General features: G+C 63.6%; 20 protein-coding genes. 8 read left to right on the top strand and 12 right to left on the bottom strand.

Annotated elements, in window-relative coordinates; all coding sequences use genetic code 11:
* Nucleotides 1–5 precede the first annotated feature (5 nt).
* The 3 genes from H621_RS0103545 to H621_RS0103535 all read right to left on the bottom strand — a co-directional run bounded on the left by H621_RS0103545 (nucleotide 6) and on the right by H621_RS0103535 (nucleotide 2,085).
* Nucleotides 6–626 carry a LysE family translocator gene (locus H621_RS0103545; RefSeq protein ID WP_028942034.1) on the bottom strand — a complete coding sequence of 207 codons (621 nt, stop codon included), beginning with the start codon at nucleotides 624–626 and terminating at the stop codon, nucleotides 6–8.
* Between the two features lie 106 nt (nucleotides 627–732).
* Nucleotides 733–1,323 carry a 2-hydroxychromene-2-carboxylate isomerase gene (locus tag H621_RS0103540; RefSeq protein WP_028942033.1) on the bottom strand — a complete coding sequence of 197 codons (591 nt, stop codon included), beginning with the start codon at nucleotides 1,321–1,323 and terminating at the stop codon, nucleotides 733–735.
* 30 nt (nucleotides 1,324–1,353) lie between these two features.
* Nucleotides 1,354–2,085, bottom strand: coding sequence for an SDR family oxidoreductase (locus H621_RS0103535; protein WP_028942032.1), 732 nt, complete (start codon nucleotides 2,083–2,085; stop codon nucleotides 1,354–1,356).
* Between the two features lie 90 nt (nucleotides 2,086–2,175).
* On the opposite strand from H621_RS0103535, the gene H621_RS0103530 reads away from it, so the two are divergent.
* From H621_RS0103530 to H621_RS0103520, 3 genes are all read left to right on the top strand, one after another.
* The gene (locus H621_RS0103530) at nucleotides 2,176–2,730 is read left to right on the top strand and encodes a TetR/AcrR family transcriptional regulator (RefSeq protein WP_028942031.1); all 555 of its coding nucleotides are present in this window, start codon (nucleotides 2,176–2,178) and stop codon (nucleotides 2,728–2,730) included.
* Nucleotides 2,717–3,313 carry an eCIS core domain-containing protein gene (locus tag H621_RS0103525; protein ID WP_105642682.1) on the top strand — a complete coding sequence of 199 codons (597 nt, stop codon included), beginning with the start codon at nucleotides 2,717–2,719 and terminating at the stop codon, nucleotides 3,311–3,313. The genes H621_RS0103530 and H621_RS0103525 overlap by 14 nt, the downstream gene beginning before the upstream one ends.
* Nucleotides 3,314–3,408: 95 nt before the next feature.
* Nucleotides 3,409–4,455 (top strand): class I SAM-dependent methyltransferase, encoded by a 1,047-nt coding sequence (locus H621_RS0103520; RefSeq protein WP_028942029.1) that lies wholly within the window; start codon nucleotides 3,409–3,411, stop codon nucleotides 4,453–4,455.
* 4 nt (nucleotides 4,456–4,459) lie between these two features.
* Here the strand turns inward: H621_RS0103520 and H621_RS0103515 are convergent, their stop codons facing one another.
* From H621_RS0103515 to H621_RS0103490, 6 genes are all read right to left on the bottom strand, one after another.
* On the bottom strand, nucleotides 4,460–4,648 hold the full coding sequence (locus tag H621_RS0103515; protein WP_028942028.1) for a hypothetical protein: 189 nt from the start codon (nucleotides 4,646–4,648) through the stop codon (nucleotides 4,460–4,462).
* Nucleotides 4,649–4,796: 148 nt separating this feature from the next.
* Nucleotides 4,797–5,552, bottom strand: coding sequence for an ABC transporter permease (locus H621_RS0103510; RefSeq protein WP_028942027.1), 756 nt, complete (start codon nucleotides 5,550–5,552; stop codon nucleotides 4,797–4,799).
* A complete protein-coding gene (locus tag H621_RS0103505) occupies nucleotides 5,552–6,751 on the bottom strand; it encodes an ABC transporter substrate-binding protein (RefSeq protein ID WP_028942026.1) in 1,200 nt (399 codons plus the stop codon). The genes H621_RS0103510 and H621_RS0103505 overlap by 1 nt, the downstream gene beginning before the upstream one ends.
* Nucleotides 6,717–7,562: an ABC transporter ATP-binding protein gene (locus tag H621_RS0103500; RefSeq protein ID WP_028942025.1), complete on the bottom strand. Its 846-nt coding sequence runs from the start codon at nucleotides 7,560–7,562 to the stop codon at nucleotides 6,717–6,719. Before H621_RS0103500 ends, H621_RS0103505 begins: the two co-directional genes overlap by 35 nt.
* Complete coding sequence (locus H621_RS0103495) at nucleotides 7,559–8,620, bottom strand: acyl-CoA dehydrogenase family protein (RefSeq protein ID WP_028942024.1); 1,062 nt, start codon at nucleotides 8,618–8,620, stop codon at nucleotides 7,559–7,561. Before H621_RS0103495 ends, H621_RS0103500 begins: the two co-directional genes overlap by 4 nt.
* Before the next feature lie 50 nt (nucleotides 8,621–8,670).
* A complete protein-coding gene (locus H621_RS0103490; protein ID WP_028942023.1) occupies nucleotides 8,671–9,228 on the bottom strand; it encodes a carboxymuconolactone decarboxylase family protein in 558 nt (185 codons plus the stop codon).
* 105 nt (nucleotides 9,229–9,333) lie between these two features.
* Between H621_RS0103490 and H621_RS0103485 the strand changes: the two genes are divergently transcribed.
* Both H621_RS0103485 and H621_RS0103480 read left to right on the top strand, forming a co-directional pair.
* Complete coding sequence (locus H621_RS0103485) at nucleotides 9,334–10,245, top strand: AraC family transcriptional regulator (protein ID WP_028942022.1); 912 nt, start codon at nucleotides 9,334–9,336, stop codon at nucleotides 10,243–10,245.
* 140 nt (nucleotides 10,246–10,385) lie between these two features.
* Nucleotides 10,386–12,011, top strand: a complete 1,626-nt coding sequence (locus H621_RS0103480) for a methyl-accepting chemotaxis protein (protein WP_028942021.1) — start codon at nucleotides 10,386–10,388, stop codon at nucleotides 12,009–12,011.
* A 42-nt stretch (nucleotides 12,012–12,053) separates the two neighbouring features.
* On the opposite strand, the gene H621_RS0103475 is transcribed toward H621_RS0103480, so the two are convergent.
* The 3 genes from H621_RS0103475 to H621_RS0103465 all read right to left on the bottom strand — a co-directional run bounded on the left by H621_RS0103475 (nucleotide 12,054) and on the right by H621_RS0103465 (nucleotide 14,914).
* The gene (locus H621_RS0103475) at nucleotides 12,054–12,407 is read right to left on the bottom strand and encodes a DUF1428 domain-containing protein (protein ID WP_028942020.1); all 354 of its coding nucleotides are present in this window, start codon (nucleotides 12,405–12,407) and stop codon (nucleotides 12,054–12,056) included.
* Nucleotides 12,408–12,766: 359 nt separating this feature from the next.
* On the bottom strand, nucleotides 12,767–13,240 hold the full coding sequence (locus H621_RS0103470) for a GNAT family N-acetyltransferase (RefSeq protein WP_036989335.1): 474 nt from the start codon (nucleotides 13,238–13,240) through the stop codon (nucleotides 12,767–12,769).
* A gap of 114 nt (nucleotides 13,241–13,354) precedes the next feature.
* A complete protein-coding gene (locus H621_RS0103465) occupies nucleotides 13,355–14,914 on the bottom strand; it encodes a winged helix-turn-helix domain-containing protein (RefSeq protein ID WP_028942018.1) in 1,560 nt (519 codons plus the stop codon).
* Between the two features lie 239 nt (nucleotides 14,915–15,153).
* On the opposite strand from H621_RS0103465, the gene H621_RS0103460 reads away from it, so the two are divergent.
* The 3 genes from H621_RS0103460 to H621_RS0103450 all read left to right on the top strand — a co-directional run bounded on the left by H621_RS0103460 (nucleotide 15,154) and on the right by H621_RS0103450 (nucleotide 17,518).
* Nucleotides 15,154–15,909: an SDR family oxidoreductase gene (locus tag H621_RS0103460; RefSeq protein ID WP_028942017.1), complete on the top strand. Its 756-nt coding sequence runs from the start codon at nucleotides 15,154–15,156 to the stop codon at nucleotides 15,907–15,909.
* Nucleotides 15,910–15,943: 34 nt separating this feature from the next.
* The gene (locus H621_RS0103455) at nucleotides 15,944–16,357 is read left to right on the top strand and encodes a cupin domain-containing protein (protein WP_028942016.1); all 414 of its coding nucleotides are present in this window, start codon (nucleotides 15,944–15,946) and stop codon (nucleotides 16,355–16,357) included.
* Nucleotides 16,358–16,429: 72 nt separating this feature from the next.
* Nucleotides 16,430–17,518 carry an HlyD family secretion protein gene (locus H621_RS0103450; RefSeq protein ID WP_028942015.1) on the top strand — a complete coding sequence of 363 codons (1,089 nt, stop codon included), beginning with the start codon at nucleotides 16,430–16,432 and terminating at the stop codon, nucleotides 17,516–17,518.
* The last annotated feature ends 25 nt before the right edge of the window (nucleotides 17,519–17,543 follow it).

The following is a 17,543-nucleotide window of genomic DNA, read 5'->3' as shown; positions in this document are numbered from 1 at the left end:
TCTTGTCAGGAAAAGCTCGATTCTACAAAGAGCAGCGGGTACAGGGATATCACCAGCAACGCGGCCATCAGGACATTGAACAGCATCAACCAGCGCGGTTTCTGCAAAACGCTGCGCAAGGCACTGCCGAACATCACCCACACACAGACGCTGGGCAGGTTGACCAAGGCAAATACAGTGGCGATGACGATCACATTGGTCACGTAGCCCTGGGCCGGCGTGTAGGTGGTGATCGCCCCCACCGCCATCACCCAGGCCTTGGGGTTGACCCACTGGAATCCCGCCGCGCCCCAGAAGCCCAACGGCTTGCGGCTTTGGCGATCACTGACCGACAACGGCCCGGAGGTGGCAATCTTCCACGCCAGGTACAGCAGGTAGGCCGCGCCCACGTAGCGCAATACGGTGTAGATCGGCGGGTAGGCTTTGAACACCTCGCCCAGGCCAAAGCCCACCGCCAGTACCATGACCATGAAACCCACGCTGATGCCCAGGGCGTGGGGAATCGAGCGGCGTACACCGAAGTTCACCCCCGAGGCCAACAGCATGGTGTTGTTGGGCCCCGGGGTGATCGAGGACACGAAGGCGAACAGCACGAAGGCAGTTATCAGGTCGAGTGAGCTGAGCATGGCGGGCGTTCCAAGGGGGTCAGGGCTGTATTGACACTAACGGAGCACTGCCCTGCCCCCACCATACAGTTGGCAAAAATATCGCCGCTACACTTGACTGTCCTGTTTACGCCAACGCCTCGGCGATGAAGTCCAGGCGGTCCTGGCCGAAGAACATCTGCTCGCCGACAAAGCAGCTGGGCGCACCGAAAACGCCGCGGCGCACGGCCTCTTCCGTAGCTTCCTTCAGGGCTGTCTTGACCTCGGCATCGGCCGTCCAGGCCAGGAACTGCTCCGCATCGAAACCCGCCTCCTGCAGTACCGCTGCCACTATCGCCGGGTCAGCCAGGTTGCGCTGCTGCACCCACAGGGCCTGGAACATGGCCGTGACATAGGCCTCGAAACGCTGCGGCTGGTGCAGTTGCACGGCCACCGCGCCGCGCATCAGGTTGAGGGTATTGATCGGAAACCCCGGCGGGAACGCCAGGGTCACGCCATAGCGCTGGGCAAAGCGTTGCATGTCGACGAACACATGGCGGGCCTTGGCCGGCACCATCGCCGGTGACGCATTGCCGGTGGCCTGGAACACCCCGCCCAACAGCATCGGCCGGTACACCAGTTGCGCCCCGTGACGGGCACAGAGGCTCGGCAGTTGGGTCCAGGCCAGATAACTGGCAGGGCTGCCCAGGTCAAAGAAATACTCAACGGTCTTGCTCATGGCACAGCTTCCTTTTTTGTTGTATGGGACTTACCAGCGCTCCATCCAGGGCCGCAAGTCGAGCTCGAAGGTCCAGGCATCACGCGGTTGGCTGTGCAGGTACCAGTAGCTGTCGGCGATGTGAGCAGGGTCGAGGATACCGTCCTGGTCCTTGAGTGCGTAACGCTCTGGAAAGGTGTCGCGGATGAACGCGGTATCAATGGCACCGTCTACCACCACGTGGGCGACATGAATATTACGGGGGCCAAGTTCGCGCGCCATGCTCTGGGCCAGGGCCCGGATACCGTGCTTGGCGCCAGCAAAGGCGGCAAAGCCGGCGGCGCCGCGCAAGCCAGCGGTAGCGCCGGTGAACAGGATCGTGCCGCGCTCGCGGGTGGCCATGCGTCGTGCCACCGCCTGACTGGTCAAAAAGCCCGCGAAACAGGCCATTTCCCAGATCTTGAAGTACTTGCATGCCGTTTCCTCAAGAATGCTGCACGGCACGTTGGCGCCGATATTGAACACAAAGGCTTCGATCGGGCCGATGCTGCCCTCGATCTGCTCCACCAGTGCAGTCACCTCATCTTCCTTGCGCGCATCGGAGCCAAAGCCATAGGCCTCGCCACCGAAGGCGCGGATCTCGTCCACCAGCGGCTGCAGCTTGTCGACGCTGCGCCGGGTGACACAGGCGACATAACCCTCACGGGCAAAACGCTTGGCAATCGCCCCGCCGGTCGCATCTCCGGCGCCTACCACCAGCACCACTTTCTTGCCCTGGGTCATCCATCGCCTCCATTAGTAAACGATCATTTAGTTAACGAACGCTATGCTATGATCCTGGCTTCGTCAAGGTGCAAAACGGGACCCGCCAGCGTGCGCTACTCCACTACCCACAAAGAACAAACCCGGCAAAAACTGCTGGAAAGCAGCGGCGCCCTGGCCAAGCGCGGGGGCTTCAACGCCACCGGCGTTGCCGGTTTGATGAAAGCCATCGGCCTGACCGGCGGCGCGTTCTACAACCACTTTGCCTCGAAAGACGACCTGTTCACCGAAGTGGTACGCCGCGAACTGTCCCACAGCCCGATGGCCCAGCAACCGATGAACCGCGAGCGACTCGAGCGTTGCCTGGACCAGTACTTGACCCTCGCCCATGTGCACAACCGAGAAGGCGGTTGTGCCATCCCGGCCCTGGGCGCCGAAATCGCCCAGGCGCCGTTGCCCGTGCGTGAAGAAGCCGAGCACTGGTTGAGTGCCCTGCAACACGCCTGGGCCGATACCCTCCAGGACCCGGCCCTGGCCTGGGCGCTGCTCAGCCAATGCGTGGGCGCTCTGGTGATTGCGCGCATGCTGGCCTGCGAAAGCAGCCAGCAGGAAGTGCTCAAGGCCTCTCGTGAATTCCTGGCCGGAGCCCTGCATGATCACCCGTGAAGCTTATTGGCTTGGTCTCGCCCTGCTCTTGCCCTTGAATGCCCTGGCCGCCTGCCCCGCCGGGCAGTATGAAATCTGCCTGGGCACGTGCATCTGCTCGCCGTTCGATCCGGGCCAGGCCGGCACCGTGCTCGATGACCTCGGACGCATGGCCAGCAGCTCTCTGGCCCTTGCCTTGCAACAGGCGCGCAACACGGCTGCGGTTGGCGAGGTACTGCCGATCCCCTTGCACATTCGCGCCCAACTCGAACCCTATTACGACTTTCAGGTGCTCGACGCCGCGCGCTACAAGGTCGGCGACCAGCAGGCCCTGGACAGCGCCAACGCCCTGCTGCAGAACCCGGACGTCAACGCCGTGACCCTGATCGACATCATCGTCTTTCGCAACCAGGCCGATGCCGAGGACAACGCCGCGCTCTGGGCCCACGAACTGCAGCATGTGCAGCAGTACCAGCAATGGGGTGTGGAGGAGTTCGCTCGGCGCTACAGCCGCGACTTCGACGCGGTGGAAGCACCGGCCTACGAGATCCAGGCCAAGGTCAGCAAGGCCCTGCGCGAGCGCGCTTCCGGGCAGGCGCGCTGAACTACACTTAAAATTCCCACTACGGGAAATCGCCCGAGGTTGCCGATAGCTGCGACGACCCCGTTGACGTTGGACTTCTTACAGGAGAACACGCAATGGACGAAGCCAAGCTCAATGACTTCATGGGTAAGCTGGTCAACGACATGGGCGCCGCCGCCCTGCTGGCCAACCTGATCCTCGGCGATGAACTGGGCCTGTACCGGGCCATGGCCGACAGTCAATTCATCACCCCCGACGAACTCGCGAAAAAGACCGGCTGCAATGCCCGGCTGCTGCGCGAATGGCTGAGCGCCCAGGCGGCGTCGGGTTACATGGAACACCGCGATGGCCGCTTTCGCCTGCCCGAAGAGCAGGCCATGGCCCTGGCCATCGAAGATTCGCCGGTGTATGTCGCCGGCGGCGCATCGGTCATTGCTGCCCTCTACCACGACAAGGACAAACTGGTAGCCGCCATGCGCGGCGATGGCGCCCTGCCGTGGGGCGATCACCACCCGTGCATGTTCAGCGGCACCGAGCGGTTCTTTCGCCCCGGCTACCGTGCGCACCTGGTGGCTGAATGGTTGCCGACCCTGACAGGTGTGGTCGACAGACTCCAGGCCGGCGCCAAGGTCGCCGACATTGGCTGCGGCCACGGTGCCTCGACAGTGATCATGGCCCAGGCCTTCCCGGCGTCGCAGTTTCTGGGGTTCGACTACCACGCCCCGTCGATCACGGTGGCCAACCAGCGTGCCGCCGAAGGCGGGGTAGCCGCACGCGCGCAGTTCTTCCAGGCCAGTGCCAAGGACTTTCCCGGCGATGACTACGACCTGATCTGCTATTTCGACTGTCTGCATGACATGGGCGACCCGGTGGGTGCTGCGCGCCGTGCCTTCGAGGCGCTCAAGCCCGCTGGTACGGTGATGCTGGTCGAACCCTTTGCCAATGACAGCCTCGATGAGAACAGCACCCCGGTGGGCAGGTTGTTCTACGCAGCGTCGACCTTCATCTGCACCCCCAATTCACTGTCCCAGGAGGTGGGGCTGGGGCTGGGCGCCCAGGCAGGGGAAGCGCGGTTGCGGGCGGTGTTTCAGGAAGCGGGCTTCAGCCATTTCAGGCGGGCGACAGAAACCCCCTTCAACCTGATCCTCGAGGCGCGCAAATAACGCGTCAGTCCTCGGCTTCGGGGAAATTGCGACAACTCTTGCGCTCGGCCAGCTCCCTGTCACTGGGGCGCTGGTCGACGAACACGGCGTGGCCGTCCTTGTAGATTTCCAGGTAGCCCCAGTGCAGGTCCTGCTCGCGTTGGCCGGGCTTGGGTGGCTCGCGCCACCAGGGTTCTCGACTGATCGGCTCCATAGAGGTTGTCCAAGGCAAACATGACTTCACTATAGACCGCTGCACCACCGCAGCCAGCTACGCTGCCGATCGCAGCCTCGTACCTCGGCAGCGGCTATATGCCATTCCCTTCGCCGCTGCCGTCGGCCAGGTTCATCGAGGCGCACATTCAGGCATGCACCCAGCGCCGATGCAGCCCCCGCGCCAGCGCATCGAGCATGTACCCCAGCGCCCCAATCAACAGCACCATGGCCATCAATTCCGAGTAGGCCAGGCGGTCACGGGTATCGAGGATGAAGTAGCCCAGCCCGGCACTGACCCCGAGCATTTCGCACGGCACCAGTACAATCCACAAGATGCCGATCGCCAGGCGCACACCGGTCAGCACATGCCCCAGTACCCCCGGAATGATCACCTTGCACAAGGTCTCCCAACGCGTCGCACTCAAACTGCGGCTCAGCTGCAACCAGCGCGGGTCAAGCTGGCGCACCCCGGCTGCGGTATTGAGCAGAATCGGCCAGAGCGCCGCAAAGGCCAGCAGGAAGTAGATCGGCTGGTCACCCACGCCCATCAGCATGACCACTACTGGCATCCATGACAGCGGCGAGATCATGCGCAAGAACTGGAACGCTGGTGTGGTCGCCGCTTCCAGATGGCGGTAGCTCCCCACCAGCAACCCCAACGGCACACCGATCAACAACGCCAGCCACAAGCCGATGAGGATGCGCTTGAGGCTCACCCACGCATGTTCGTACACCTCATGCTGGCCCAGCAGCTCGATCAGGCTGCTCAGGGTGGCCTGCGGCGAGAAGCGCGCCGACAGGCCATCGGCCTCACCGAACAGCTGCACACCCAGCCACCACACCAGCAACAAGCCGAGCAAGCCGGCGGCGCCCAGGGCGCCATGAACTGCGTGCTTGCCCATCAGATCGCAAACTCCTCGCTGCGCTCGAAACTGTCCGGCAAGCCGAACGCCTTGAGCCCGCCAACCGCCTCGATGCTGTTGCGCACAAAACGGTCATCGACCAGGTCGCGGGCAGTCTGCTGCGGGTCCAGCCCAGCCAGAAAGCCCTTGTCGCCCTCGATCAGGGTGTTCTGCAGACGGCGCACCAGTTCCTCGGTGTAGCTGGGGAACGGGTAAGGCTGGAAGTCGATGCGCTTCTCGTCCCACTGCGCATGCTGAATTGCACCGCTGGCGATATAGGCCGCACGGTCATCGGCAGACGGCGCCAGTACGTTGCTGAGCACCTGCGGTGTATGCGGGGTGTAGCGATTGGGGCCGGCCTTGGACAGCAACGCCGCCGCCTCGGCGCGGTGATCGCGGGTCCATAGCTGGGCCTTGACGATGGCGTTGACCACCTTTTGCGACCACTGCGGGCGATTGTTCAAGTCATGTTCGTGCATGAACACCACGCAACAGGCATGGTTGCGCCAGATGTCCCCGGTAAAGCGCTGTACCCGGCCCACCTTCAAGTCTTCTGCCAATGCATTGAAAGGCTCTGCGACGATGTAGCCGGCAATGCGCTTGCTGGCCAATGCGGGCGGCATGTCGGACGGTGGCAGTACCAGCAGGTTCACTTCATTGGCCGCAATCTGCGCCGTCGCAGGCTTGGACACCGGCTGCAGGCCATGGTCGCGGAACAACTGCTGCACCACCACGTTGTGGATCGAGTACCAGAACGGAATCGCCACGGTCTGCCCGCCCAGCTGCTTGACCTCGGCAATGCCCGGCGCCACGGTCAGGCCCGAGCCGCCCACATGGTTCCAGGCCACCACCTTGGCCGGCACCTTGCTGCCATAGCGCGCCCACACCGTCATGGGCGAGAGCAGGTGAATGACGTTGACCTGGCCGGAAATGAACGCCTCGATCACCTGGGCCCAGCTTCGCAGCAGCACCGGACGCTCGGCCTTGATGCCTTCGGCTTCGAACAGGCCATTGTTGTGCGCCACCAGCAACGGCGTGGCGTCGGTAATCGGCAAGTAGCCGATACGCACCGGCGCATCGGGATCGCTTGCGGCTCGCGCCTGCAGGCTGCTAAGCAGCGGCATGGCGCCACCGGCGGTCAGCAAGGCGCTGAGTTTGATGAAATCACGACGAGTGTGGGTGAAGTCGTCCAGGCACATGGGCAGTCTCCGACGGCAGCGGCAAAGGTTCAGGTGTGGGTTCGGTGCGGCTGGCCCGCCGAAGGGTTTTGAGAATGTCGATACGTAGCGCGCCCAACTCCTCGACCCGCTGCTCGCGTGGCTGCGGCAGGTCGATGTGCCATTGGCCCAGGGTGCGCGCCGGGTGGTTGCCCAGTAGCAATACCCGGTCAGACAACAGCAGGGCTTCGTCGATATCGTGGGTAATCAGGATCGCCGCCGTGTTGTGCTGGGCGATCAATTGCAACAGCAGTTGCTGCATGTCGGCGCGGGTCACTTCATCCAGGGCACCGAACGGCTCATCGAGCAGCAGCACCTGGGGCTGGCGCGCCAGGCAGCGGGCCAGCGCGGTGCGCTGGGCCATGCCACCGGAGAGCTGTGCCGGGTACTGATCGCGTGCAGGCTGCAGGCCGACCGCCTCGATGGCGTGATCGATCCGGGCACGGCGCTCGCTGGCGGCAATTCTGGGCTGACGGGCAAAGTCCAGGCCGAAGGCGACGTTCTTCTCAAGGCTGAGCCAGGGCAACAGGCTCGGGTCCTGGAAGGCCACCGCCAGCCGTGGGTGTGGGCCCTGCAGTGGCTCACCGAGCAGGCTGACGCTACCCGCGCGCGCCTGCTGCAACCCGGCCAGCACCCGCAGCAGGCTCGATTTGCCGACTCCGCTGGGGCCGAGGATGGTAATCACCTCCCCCGGCGCCAACTGCAGGTCAAAATCTTCCAGCACGCTCTGCCAGCCTTGGTCTCGCGGGTAGCCGAGGCTGACTCCGCGCGCTTCGAGTAACACCTGGGTCATGCTGCCGACGCCTGGCGCTGCAGTTCGGCACGCAGCTGTACCAGGCTCGGGGTGACAATCGGCACAAACGCCGACTCACGCCAGCGCCGGGCAAAGCCTGCTCCGAAGGCAGTGAGGTAAGCCTTTCCGCCGCTGGCCTGCAGTTCCAGTTGCACAGCGTCGGCCGCAGTTTCGGCCAACAGGATGCGCAGCTTGAACAAGGCCGCCGGCTGCGCCAGGAAACGGCCATCGAGCACACCTTGCTTGAGCTCGCGAACGGTGTTTTCCAGACGCTCGTTCAGCACGTTCAAGGTTTCGGCCAGGAACGAACGCGCGCCTTGCAAGTGCGCCTCGACTTCACTCAAGGAGCGCCGCGACAACCCGATCGCCATGCCGCACTGCAAGCCAAGGAACGCCGGACGCACTGCCGGCAGGAATTGCTTGGCGTTCTCGTGCAGCAACCAGTCACGGCTGACAGCCACCTGGTCGAAACCGAGCGCTGCCGTATTGCTGGACTGCAGCCCCATCAGTTGAAGATCGTCGGAGCGCGTCAGGCCCGCCGCGTTGTCGGGGATGGCCAGCACAAAGGGTGATGCGCCCTCCTCGTCGATGGCGGCTGCCACCACAAAGCCGCCCTTGCGCAGGTTGGTCACCCAGTACAGACGACCGTCCAGGGTCCAGCCGGCAGCCTGGGGGCTGGCCTTGACTTGCAGCGCCTCGATGCCGGAAAGGAATTTCATTGCGTTGGACAGGCCCGTGGCCCCGGCCAGCTCACCGCTGAGCAAGGACGGCAACAAGCGTTCGCGCAAGCCTACATTGGGGCTTTGCAGCAGGTATTCGATAAAGGCGCGCTGGCCCCAGAACACAAAGGCCGCCGCCAGCGAGTGGCTGGCTACCTGGGCCACGGCTTCGATAGCATCGGCAACCGTGCCACCGCTGCCGCCCAGGGTCGGGTCGATGCCAGCGCGCAACACCTGGGCCGACGCCAGTTGACCCAGCACGGCCTGCGGGTCGCACTGACCCTGGTCGAGCGCTTCGGCCTGGGCATCGAGCCACCGAGCGAATGCGGGATCGAGCATGGGTTTACTCCTTTAAAAATGCGCCAGTAAACACTGGCGCCATCGATTCGTTATACCGAAGGCTGCCAGCGGTACTTGCTCAGCTCGTCATTGAGCGGGGTTTGGGCGAACACATTAGCAAAGTTGCACAACGTCGCGAGGCTCACGCCCAAAATCACTTCAAGTGCATGACCTTCGCTGTAGCCGGCTTCGCGGAAGGCGGTGTAACCCACATCGCTGACATCGCCACGGGTAGCGATCACCTCACGGGTGAACGCCGCCAGGGCTTCGAGCTTTTCCTGTGGCAGCTCGCCGCGAGCACGCAGGGCGTCGACCACGTCTTGCGGCAACTTGGCCTTGTTCAGGGCAACGGCAGTGTGGCCGGCCACGCAGAAGTCGCAGCCGTGGTTGGTGGCAGCGATCAGTTGCACCACTTCACGCTCGGCCAGGCTCAGCTCGGCCTTGCCATTGAGGGCCGAGACGGTGACGTAGGTTTCCAGTGCGGCCGGGGCGTTGGCCAGCACGCCCAGTAGGTTGGGGATGAAACCCGAGTTTTTGTGGGCGCTTTCCAGGAAAGGACGGGCAGCTTCCGGGGCGGTTTGCAGTGTGTGTAGAGTGACGCGCGACATGGAGTGGACTCCTGCATACTAGGGTGTGCTACCAGTCTGTTGGTTATAAGAAATACCTTCCATATTCTAGAGTCGCTATTACTTGCTTCTGAGTCTTTCCATTAGATGATTTCATCCAGCCCACTTGTCGATTGGTTATTAGAAAGCCTTGAGCTAGACGCCACGCTGTTCCATGTAGGGCGTTACTGCGGGGGCTGGCACGCCAGCACCCAGGGCCTGGCGCGGGCCAGTTTTCATTTGATCGTGCAGGGCCATTGCTGGCTGCACATCGACGACCAACCCGAGGCCATTGCCCTTGAAGCCGGTGATGCGGTGTTCCTGCTGCGCGACCTGCCTTATCGGTTGTCGGGTACGGCTGACGGCGAACGTGCCCGTGAGCAACCGCGCATGGCCATGCTGCCCCTGGACACCGGCGCCAACGACGGCGTGGGCCTGGTGTGCGGGTTCTTTCATTTTCACCCGGGGCTGTCGTCGCTGATTATCGAGGGCCTGGCCGACTGGATCATCCTGCGCGCCGGCGACCCTGCCCTGAGCGCCGCCACCGCCCTTTTCGAGTTGATCCTTGCCGAGTGCCAGCGCCAGCCGTCGCCCTCCTCGGCGTTGCTTGAGCGCTTGAGCCACCTGTTGTTTCTCTACGTGCTGCGCCAGCACGTGCAAGGCGACGCTGGCATGAATGGTCTGGTGGCCCTGGCCCGTCACCCGCAATTCGCGCCTCTGGTCGAACAACTGATCGCCCACCCCGAGCACCCCTGGCCACTGGAAAGCATGGCGGCTTGCACGGGGCTTTCACGTTCGGCCTTCTTCAAGCGCTTCACCGAACTGGCCGGAGAGTCCCCGGGGCAAGTGCTGCTGGCCCTGCGCATGCGTCATGCCTGCCAATTGCTCAAGGCCCACAATACCGTCGAGCAGGTGTGCGCCGCCGTCGGCTACCAGTCCATCGCCGCCTTCACCCGCGCCTTCAGCAAGGCCGTCGGCGTGCAGCCAGGTGCCTACCGGCGACAGCACGAGGGACGCTGAAGCAGTCACCGTGCGGTAATCGAACACAAGCGTCTTTCAGCCCTCAAGTTTGCCAGCAGCAGCTCCGATAGCAGACCACACAGCGCCGACTGCCCGGCACCGGGTGGCGCTGATAACAACTACAAAGGAGTACTGCCTGCATGTTCGCCGACTTGAAAATCCGCACTGGCATGTTCTGGGTGCTGGCGCTGTTCACCCTCACCTTGCTGTTCTCGACCCTCAGCGCCTGGCGCGCGGCAGTGGGCAGCGACCAGCAGATCACCGAACTGGACCAGACCGCGCACCAGGCGGACCGGCTGAACAACGCGCTGCTGATGGCGATCCGCGCCAGTGCCAACGTGTCTTCGGGCTTTATCGAGCAGAGCGGTGGCCACACTGAGAGCGCCAACAAGCGCATGGCAATGTCCGAACAGTTGATCGCCAACAGCCGTGGGCTGTTTGCCGAGCTGGTCGCCACTGCCCAGGAGCCTGCGTTTAGCGCCCTGGCCCTTGACCTTCAACGTACCTTCGATGAATACGCCCAGGCAGTGGCCGGCCAGCGCGAAGCGATGCGCATGAACGACCTGCAGCGCTACTTCAGCGTCAACACCAACGCCGGCAATGCCATGGCCCGCCTGCAGGCCTTGCGTCAGCAACTGGTGGCGGCCCTGAGCGAGCGCAGCCAGCAGATCATGCTTGAGTCCGACCGCCGCCTGCAGGCCGCCAAGGTTCTGAGCGTGGCCCTGGTGGTGCTCACGCTGTTTCTGGCTGCACTGTGCTGGGCTTTTGTCGCCCGCCGTGTGTTGCGTCCGCTGCTCGACGCCAGCGGGCATTTCCAGCGTTTCGCCCAGGATGACTTGAGCGTGACCGTGCAGGTCACAACCCGCGATGAAATCGGCCAGCTGTTCGCCAACCTTGCCCACATGCAAAAAAGCCAGCGCGCCACCCTGGCCCAGTTCACCGCCTATGCGGCGCAAGTGGCGCAGGCCGCGCAGGTGCTGGACAACATCACTGAACAGAGTACCCACAGCCTGCGCCAGCAGGACCAGGAGCTGGAACAGGCCGCCACCGCCGTTACCGAAATGACCACTGCCGTGGAGGAAGTAGCGCGCAATGCGGTGTCCACTTCGCAGGCAGCCAACGCCTCGAACCAGCTTGCCGAACAGAGCCGCCAGCAGGTCGGCGAAAACCTCGACGGCACCCGTGCGATGGCCGGCGAAGTGCAGATCAGCAGTGAGCGCCTGCAACAACTGGCCGGGCAGATTCGTGACATCGGCCAGGTACTGGAAGTGATCCGCGCGGTGTCGGAACAAACCAACCTGCTGGCCCTCAACGCCGCCATTGAGGCCGCCCGCGCCGGTGAGGCCGGGCGAGGCTTTGCCGTGGTGGCCGACGAAGTACGGACCCTCGCCTACCGCACCCAGCAATCGACCCAGGAAATCGAGCAGATGATCGCCGGGGTCAAGCAAGGTACCGAAGCAGCGGTGGCATCGATGCAGGCCAGTACCCAGCGTGCTCAATCGACACTGGGCATTACCCAGGCTTCAGGCCACGTGCTGGAAGGCATCTATAGCGCCATTGGCGAAATCAACGAGCGCAACCTGGTGATTGCCAGCGCGGCGCAAGAGCAGGCGCAGGTGGCGAGGGAGGTGGACCGCAACCTGTTGAACATCCGTGAGCTGTCGAGCCGCTCGGCGTTGGGCGCGCAACAGACGCGGGAGGCCAGCCAGGGATTGTCGCGACTGGCTGAGGAATTGACCGGATTGGTGGGGCGGTTCCGGGTGTGACCGTGATTGCGGGGCAAGGTAGAACTTGCCCCGCGATGGGGCTCAAACATCCACCAGGACCTCGAACCCACCAAAAATCATCCGCTGCCCATCGAATGGCATGGGGTTCTTGTCCGGTTGCAGCCGCGCATCGTCCATCACCTGCTTGAACCCGGCATCCCGCTTCTCGCGGGAAGGCCAGAGAATCCAGGAAAACACCACCGTTTCATCCGGCCTGCATTTCACCGCCATCGGGAACGAGGTGACCTTGCCGTCCGGCACATCGTCGCCCCAGCATTCGATGACCTTCAGGGCACCGGCTTCCTTGAACACGACGGCTGCTTTTTCGGCGTGCTGCTTGAATTGCTCGCGGTTGGCGGTGGGCACTGCAATGACAAAACCTTCGACGTAAGCCATGGTGATTACTCCTGCATTGGGGGTGTCTGCGAAGTAGTCGATCGGCTGACAAGGGAATCGACAACGCCCGCTGATCATCGACAAACGGCTGCAGGAGCAACTGCCTGGCACAGGCTCTGTGGGAGAATCCATGGTTCATGGCAAGGTCTCAAACAGCCTCTTGATCGGAAAGCTGCATCGGCCCTGTCGTTGGCAAGCCAGCGCCCACAGGTTCGGCGTCGCCCTGAGATACACCACACTTGCGGTACATACGAATCCTGTGGGAGCGGGACTTGCCCGCGATCGGCCGCGCAGCGGCCGTGTTCCAGGCAACTGCAGATTCGCGGGATGTTTTGGCCGCTCGCGGGGCAAGCCCGCTCCTACAGGTTCAATGCCTTGGCCATTTCCGCCGTCGGCTTCCACCCCAGCCCTTCATACACCGGCCTGCCCGCCTCGGTCGCATGCAGTACGGCGAAGTTGATACCTCGCTGGGTAAATTCTGCCTGCGCCAGTTGCATCAGTGCGGTGGCCAGGCCCCGGCGTCGGTAAGCAGGTTCGATAAACACGTTGAGCACATAGCCACGCTCACCTTGGGTCGGGTGGAAGGGATGAGGTGGCCAGTCGAGGGACATCAGGCCAATCGCCGCCACGGGTTGATCGGCGTCCAAGAAGGCAAAGCCGTAGTAGCGGCCATCGGCCAGGCGTGGTTCAAGCCAGGCCCGGAAGTGTTCGGTCATCAGGCGCAATTGTGCAGGGTCACCGCTCGCTTCGAGGAACATTGCTTCGCGATGCGCGCAGATCATCTCAAGGTCGGTCGGCACCAGCCGACGGGGGGTCAATCCGGAAACGCTCATGGCCAGCACCTGGGGGGAGCGTTTGATGCTAGGCCGGGGCTATCCAGTCGGGTAGATACAGATCAAACGCAAACTCGGCATACAGGCTGAGTGCGGCGATGGATATTCCTCGCCCTACTCCGGCAACCCCGCCAGCCGAAGCCCTTCGGCAAACCGTGCAAGGTCTTCTGGGCGCTGGATCGGCAGCCACTCCCTCAACGTCGACACGCGCAGCGTGGGATCCAGCTGCTGCAGGCGCCCGGCGGCCTGCTGCGCCTTGTCCATCCGCCCGCTGAGCGCATAGCTGGCGGCCACCAGGGCAACCGGTGCCAAGAGGTTGGGCAGGTTGCCCAGGGCCTTTTCCGCCCAACTGCCGGCGGCATCGAAGTGCCCGGCGAAGAACTGCGCCAGCGCCATGCCGATCTGCATTCTGAACATTTCCGGGTCCAGCGGGCTCAAGCGTACCGCATGGGTGAGGTCGGCGATGGCGGCATCGGTTTCACCCCGGAATGCACGTAATATCCCGCCCAGGTACCAGGCCGGCGCCAGGTTGGGATTGAGCAGCCGGGCTCGGTCCAGCAAGGCAATGCCGCCATCGACATCACCGGCCAGGTGGGCCAGTGCATGACCGCCGCGCGTCAAGGCTACCGCATCGTCGCGGCCAAGGGTCACGGCCAGGCGCGCCAGGCGTGCTCCTTCGGCAATTTCCACCGCTCGGTTGTCCATCCAGCCATTCAATTTTCGCCAGAAGTGGCACCAGGCGGCCATGCCGTAGGCCGAGGCGTATTCAGGGTCCAGTTCGACGGCTTTGTAGAACAGCAGCAATGCCTGGTCAATGGCCTCGCGCGTGCCGTTGTGCAGTTTGGCAACGCCTTGCAGATAGTAGTCATAGGCGTCCAGGCTGTCGGTGGGCTTGCGCTTGGCCCGTTCGATCTCCGCCCGCTCAAGCTGCGGGGCAATGGCACCCACCACATTTTCGGTGACCTGGTCCTGCAACTCGAAGATGTCATCGAGCAGGCCTTCGAAACGCTCGGCCCACAGGTGAGTACCGGTGCTTGCATCAATCAGTTGGCCAGTGATGCGCACCTTGTTGCCGGCTTTGCGCACGCTGCCTTCGAGTACGTAGCGCACGCCCAGCTCCTGGCCGACGGCATGTGCATCCACCGCTCGGCCCTTGTAGGTAAAGCTGGTATTGCGAGCAATGACGAACAGCCAGCGCAGCCGCGACAGGGCGGCGATGATGTCTTCCACCACGCCATCGGCGAAATAGTCCTGCTGCGCATCGCCGCTGAGGTTATGAAACGGCAGCACGGTAATGGACGGTTTGTCGGGCAGCGCCAGTGCCACGGCCGGTGCAGTGGGCTCAAGGCTCACTGGCTCACCTTCCTCGCGCTTGATCTGGCCGACAAAGCGGTAGCCCTTGCGCGCCACCGTGCGCACCAGGCGTTGTTCCTCGCCGGTATCGCCGATGGCCTTGCGCACTGCATTGATGTGGCTGGTGATGGTTGATTCGGAGACGATCCGCTCGCCCCACACCGCCTTGAGCAACTCATCCTTGCTCATCACTCGCTCGCCGTTACTGACCAGCTGCAGCAGCAGGTCGAACACCTGTGGCCCGACGGCCACGACCTGACCGCGCAGGGTCAGCTCCCGGCGCTGCTGGTCGAGCACGTAGTCTTCAAACACGAATTGCAAAGTACGGATCCTTTGGTCGAGTGCTCTCGACTCCGTGTCCGAGCGGGCTGGTGGCTGCTTTCGATCATACGGCAGCCTGCCGGTCGCTGCACCGTCACGCAAGACGGCCGGCGAAATTGGACAGAAATCCAAGCACACTCGAAGGCAAACCCAAGGCGGGCACAAGGACTTCCCTCCTCTACCGGCGCACGCTCTGTACATCGACAGCAACGGTTGCCGTCGGCAAGCGGAGAAACACCATGAAGATCGTCGTTATCGGAGGCACCGGCCTCATCGGCTCAAAACTTGTGAACACCCTTCGTCAGCGCGGCCATGAGGCGCTCGCCGCCTCCCCCAATACCGGCGTGAACAGCATCACCCGTGAAGGACTGGCCGAGGCCATGGATGGCGCCGACATTGTCGTCGACGTCGCCAACGCCCCTGCCTGGGACGACCAGGCGGTGCTGGAGTTTTTCCAGACCTCGACCCGCAACCTGTTGGCAGCCGAAGCCGCTGCGGGTGTACGCCATCACGTGGCGCTGTCGATTGTCAGCTGCGAACGGCAACCCGAGAACGGCTACTTTCGCGCCAAGGTTGCCCAGGAAAACCTCATCAAGGCCTCCGGCATGCCGTACAGCATCCTGCGGGCCACGCAGTTCTTCGAGTTTGTCGGCGGCATCGCCCAGTCAGCCACGGTGGGCGAAGAGGTCCACCTGTCGCCCGCGCTGATCCAGCCGCTGGCATCGGACGATGTTGTCGCGGCGCTGGCCGATGTCACCCTGGCCACACCACTCAACGGCACGGCAGAAGTCGCCGGGCCCGAGGCCATGCCAATGGACGAGCTGGTGCGACGCTTTTTCCACGCCACCCAGGACACCCGCAAGGTGGTCGCTGATGTACACGCCCGCTACTTCGGATCCGAGCTCGACGATCAATCGCTGACCCCGGGCAGCCGCAATCCGCGCCTGGGTGCCATCCGTTTCGAGGACTGGCTCGCAGCCCAGGCCGGGCGCTGAGCCTTCCCTCATCTACTTGAACAGGAGCACTGCCATGTTTAGCCGAACTGTACTGGCCGCCGTCTTTGCGACCTTGACCCTCAGCACGGCCTGGGCCGCCGAACCGCAGCCGGGCAAGGTCACGGTGGTGTTCGACCGCGCCCTGCCCAATGTACCGGGCAAGAGCATGAAGGGTGTGCTGGTGGAATACGCCCCTGGTGGCGCCTCCCCGGCCCATCTGCATCCGAAGTCGGCCTTCATCTATGCCACGGTGCTTGAGGGCGCGGTGCGCAGCAAGGTCGGTGACGCGCCAGAAAAGGTCTATGAGGCCGGCGAAAACTTCGTCGAAGAACCCGGCGCCTTCCATGCCGTCAGCGCCAACGCCAGCACCACCGAGCCTGCCCGCCTGCTGGCGGTATTCGTGCTCGACAGCAGCGAGAAGGAGCTGGTCAAGCCGGTCAAGCCCTGACCCCCACTCACTGCCCGACCCTCGGCAGCCCAGCGTTGCCGAGGGCGCTGGCCCTGCACAGGACACACCAACATGAACGCCCCGCAAACCAGTGTCGACAGCGCCCCACACGCCCAGGTGCCTGACCCGCCACGCCCGGGCAAGCGCAAGGCCGTCGGCCTGTTGTTGTGCGCCAGTGCCCTGGCAGTGATGGTGGGCGGTTGGGTGATGGCATTCGGCGGCGCCAGCATCTCGACCGACAACGCCTATGTGCGCGGCGACGTCACCTCGCTTGCCGCCAAGGTGGCCGGTTATGTCACAACGGTCGAGGTCAGGGACAACCAGGCGGTGCGGGCCGGCGAGGTGCTGTTTCGTATCGATGACAAGGACTACCGTGCGCACCTGGCACAGGCCGCGGCCAATGTCAGCGCAGCCCAGGCACGCTTGAGCCATATAGACGCCCAGACCCGCTTGCAGCATGCCCTTATTCGCCAGGCACAGGCGCAGCACCGCTCGGCCGCCGCCGACATGAACCTGGCCAACAAGACCCACGACCGCAGCCGCAAACTGATCGTCAGCCACGCGGTCAGCCAGGCCCTGGTCGACGAAACGGGCGCAGCACGCTCCAAGGCAGTGGCCAGCGTGTCGGCGACCTCCGCGTCCGTGGACGCTCAGCAGCAGACCATTGCCGTACTGGTGGCCCAGCGCGAAGCCGCCGTGGCTGCGGTGATGCAGGCTCAAGCCGCACTGGACCTGGCCCGGATCGACCTGGACAGCACCGTGGTGCGGGCACCGGTAGGCGGCATTGTCGGTAACCGCCAGGTACGGGTGGGCCGCTACGTGACAACCGGCGTTGCCTTGCTCGACATCGTGCCGGTGGACGATGTGTGGGTGGTGGCCAATTTCAAGGAAACCCAGCTTGAACAGCTGCAGCCCGGCCTGCGTGTGCGCATCACGGTCGATGGCTTTCCTGATGACGTGCTTGAAGGGGTGGTCGACAGTTTTGCTCCGGGTAGCGGCTCGGCCTTCAGCCTGTTGCCTACCGACAACGCCACCGGCAACTTTGTCCGGGTGGTGCAGCGGGTGCCGGTCAAGATCAGTCTGGCCAGCAACCCGCTGCCGGGGCGTATCGTGCCGGGACTGTCGGCGCGGGTCGAGGTAGCCCTTGGGGGTGGATCGTGAGCCGGGTAGCCGCTGCCCTGCTCCT

It is taken from the genome of Pseudomonas vranovensis DSM 16006, from assembly GCF_000425805.1.
Classification (GTDB): Bacteria; Pseudomonadota; Gammaproteobacteria; order Pseudomonadales; family Pseudomonadaceae; genus Aquipseudomonas; species Aquipseudomonas vranovensis.
Note: the sequence above shows the minus strand (reverse complement) of the source record. Positions and strands in the feature narration are given on the sequence as shown.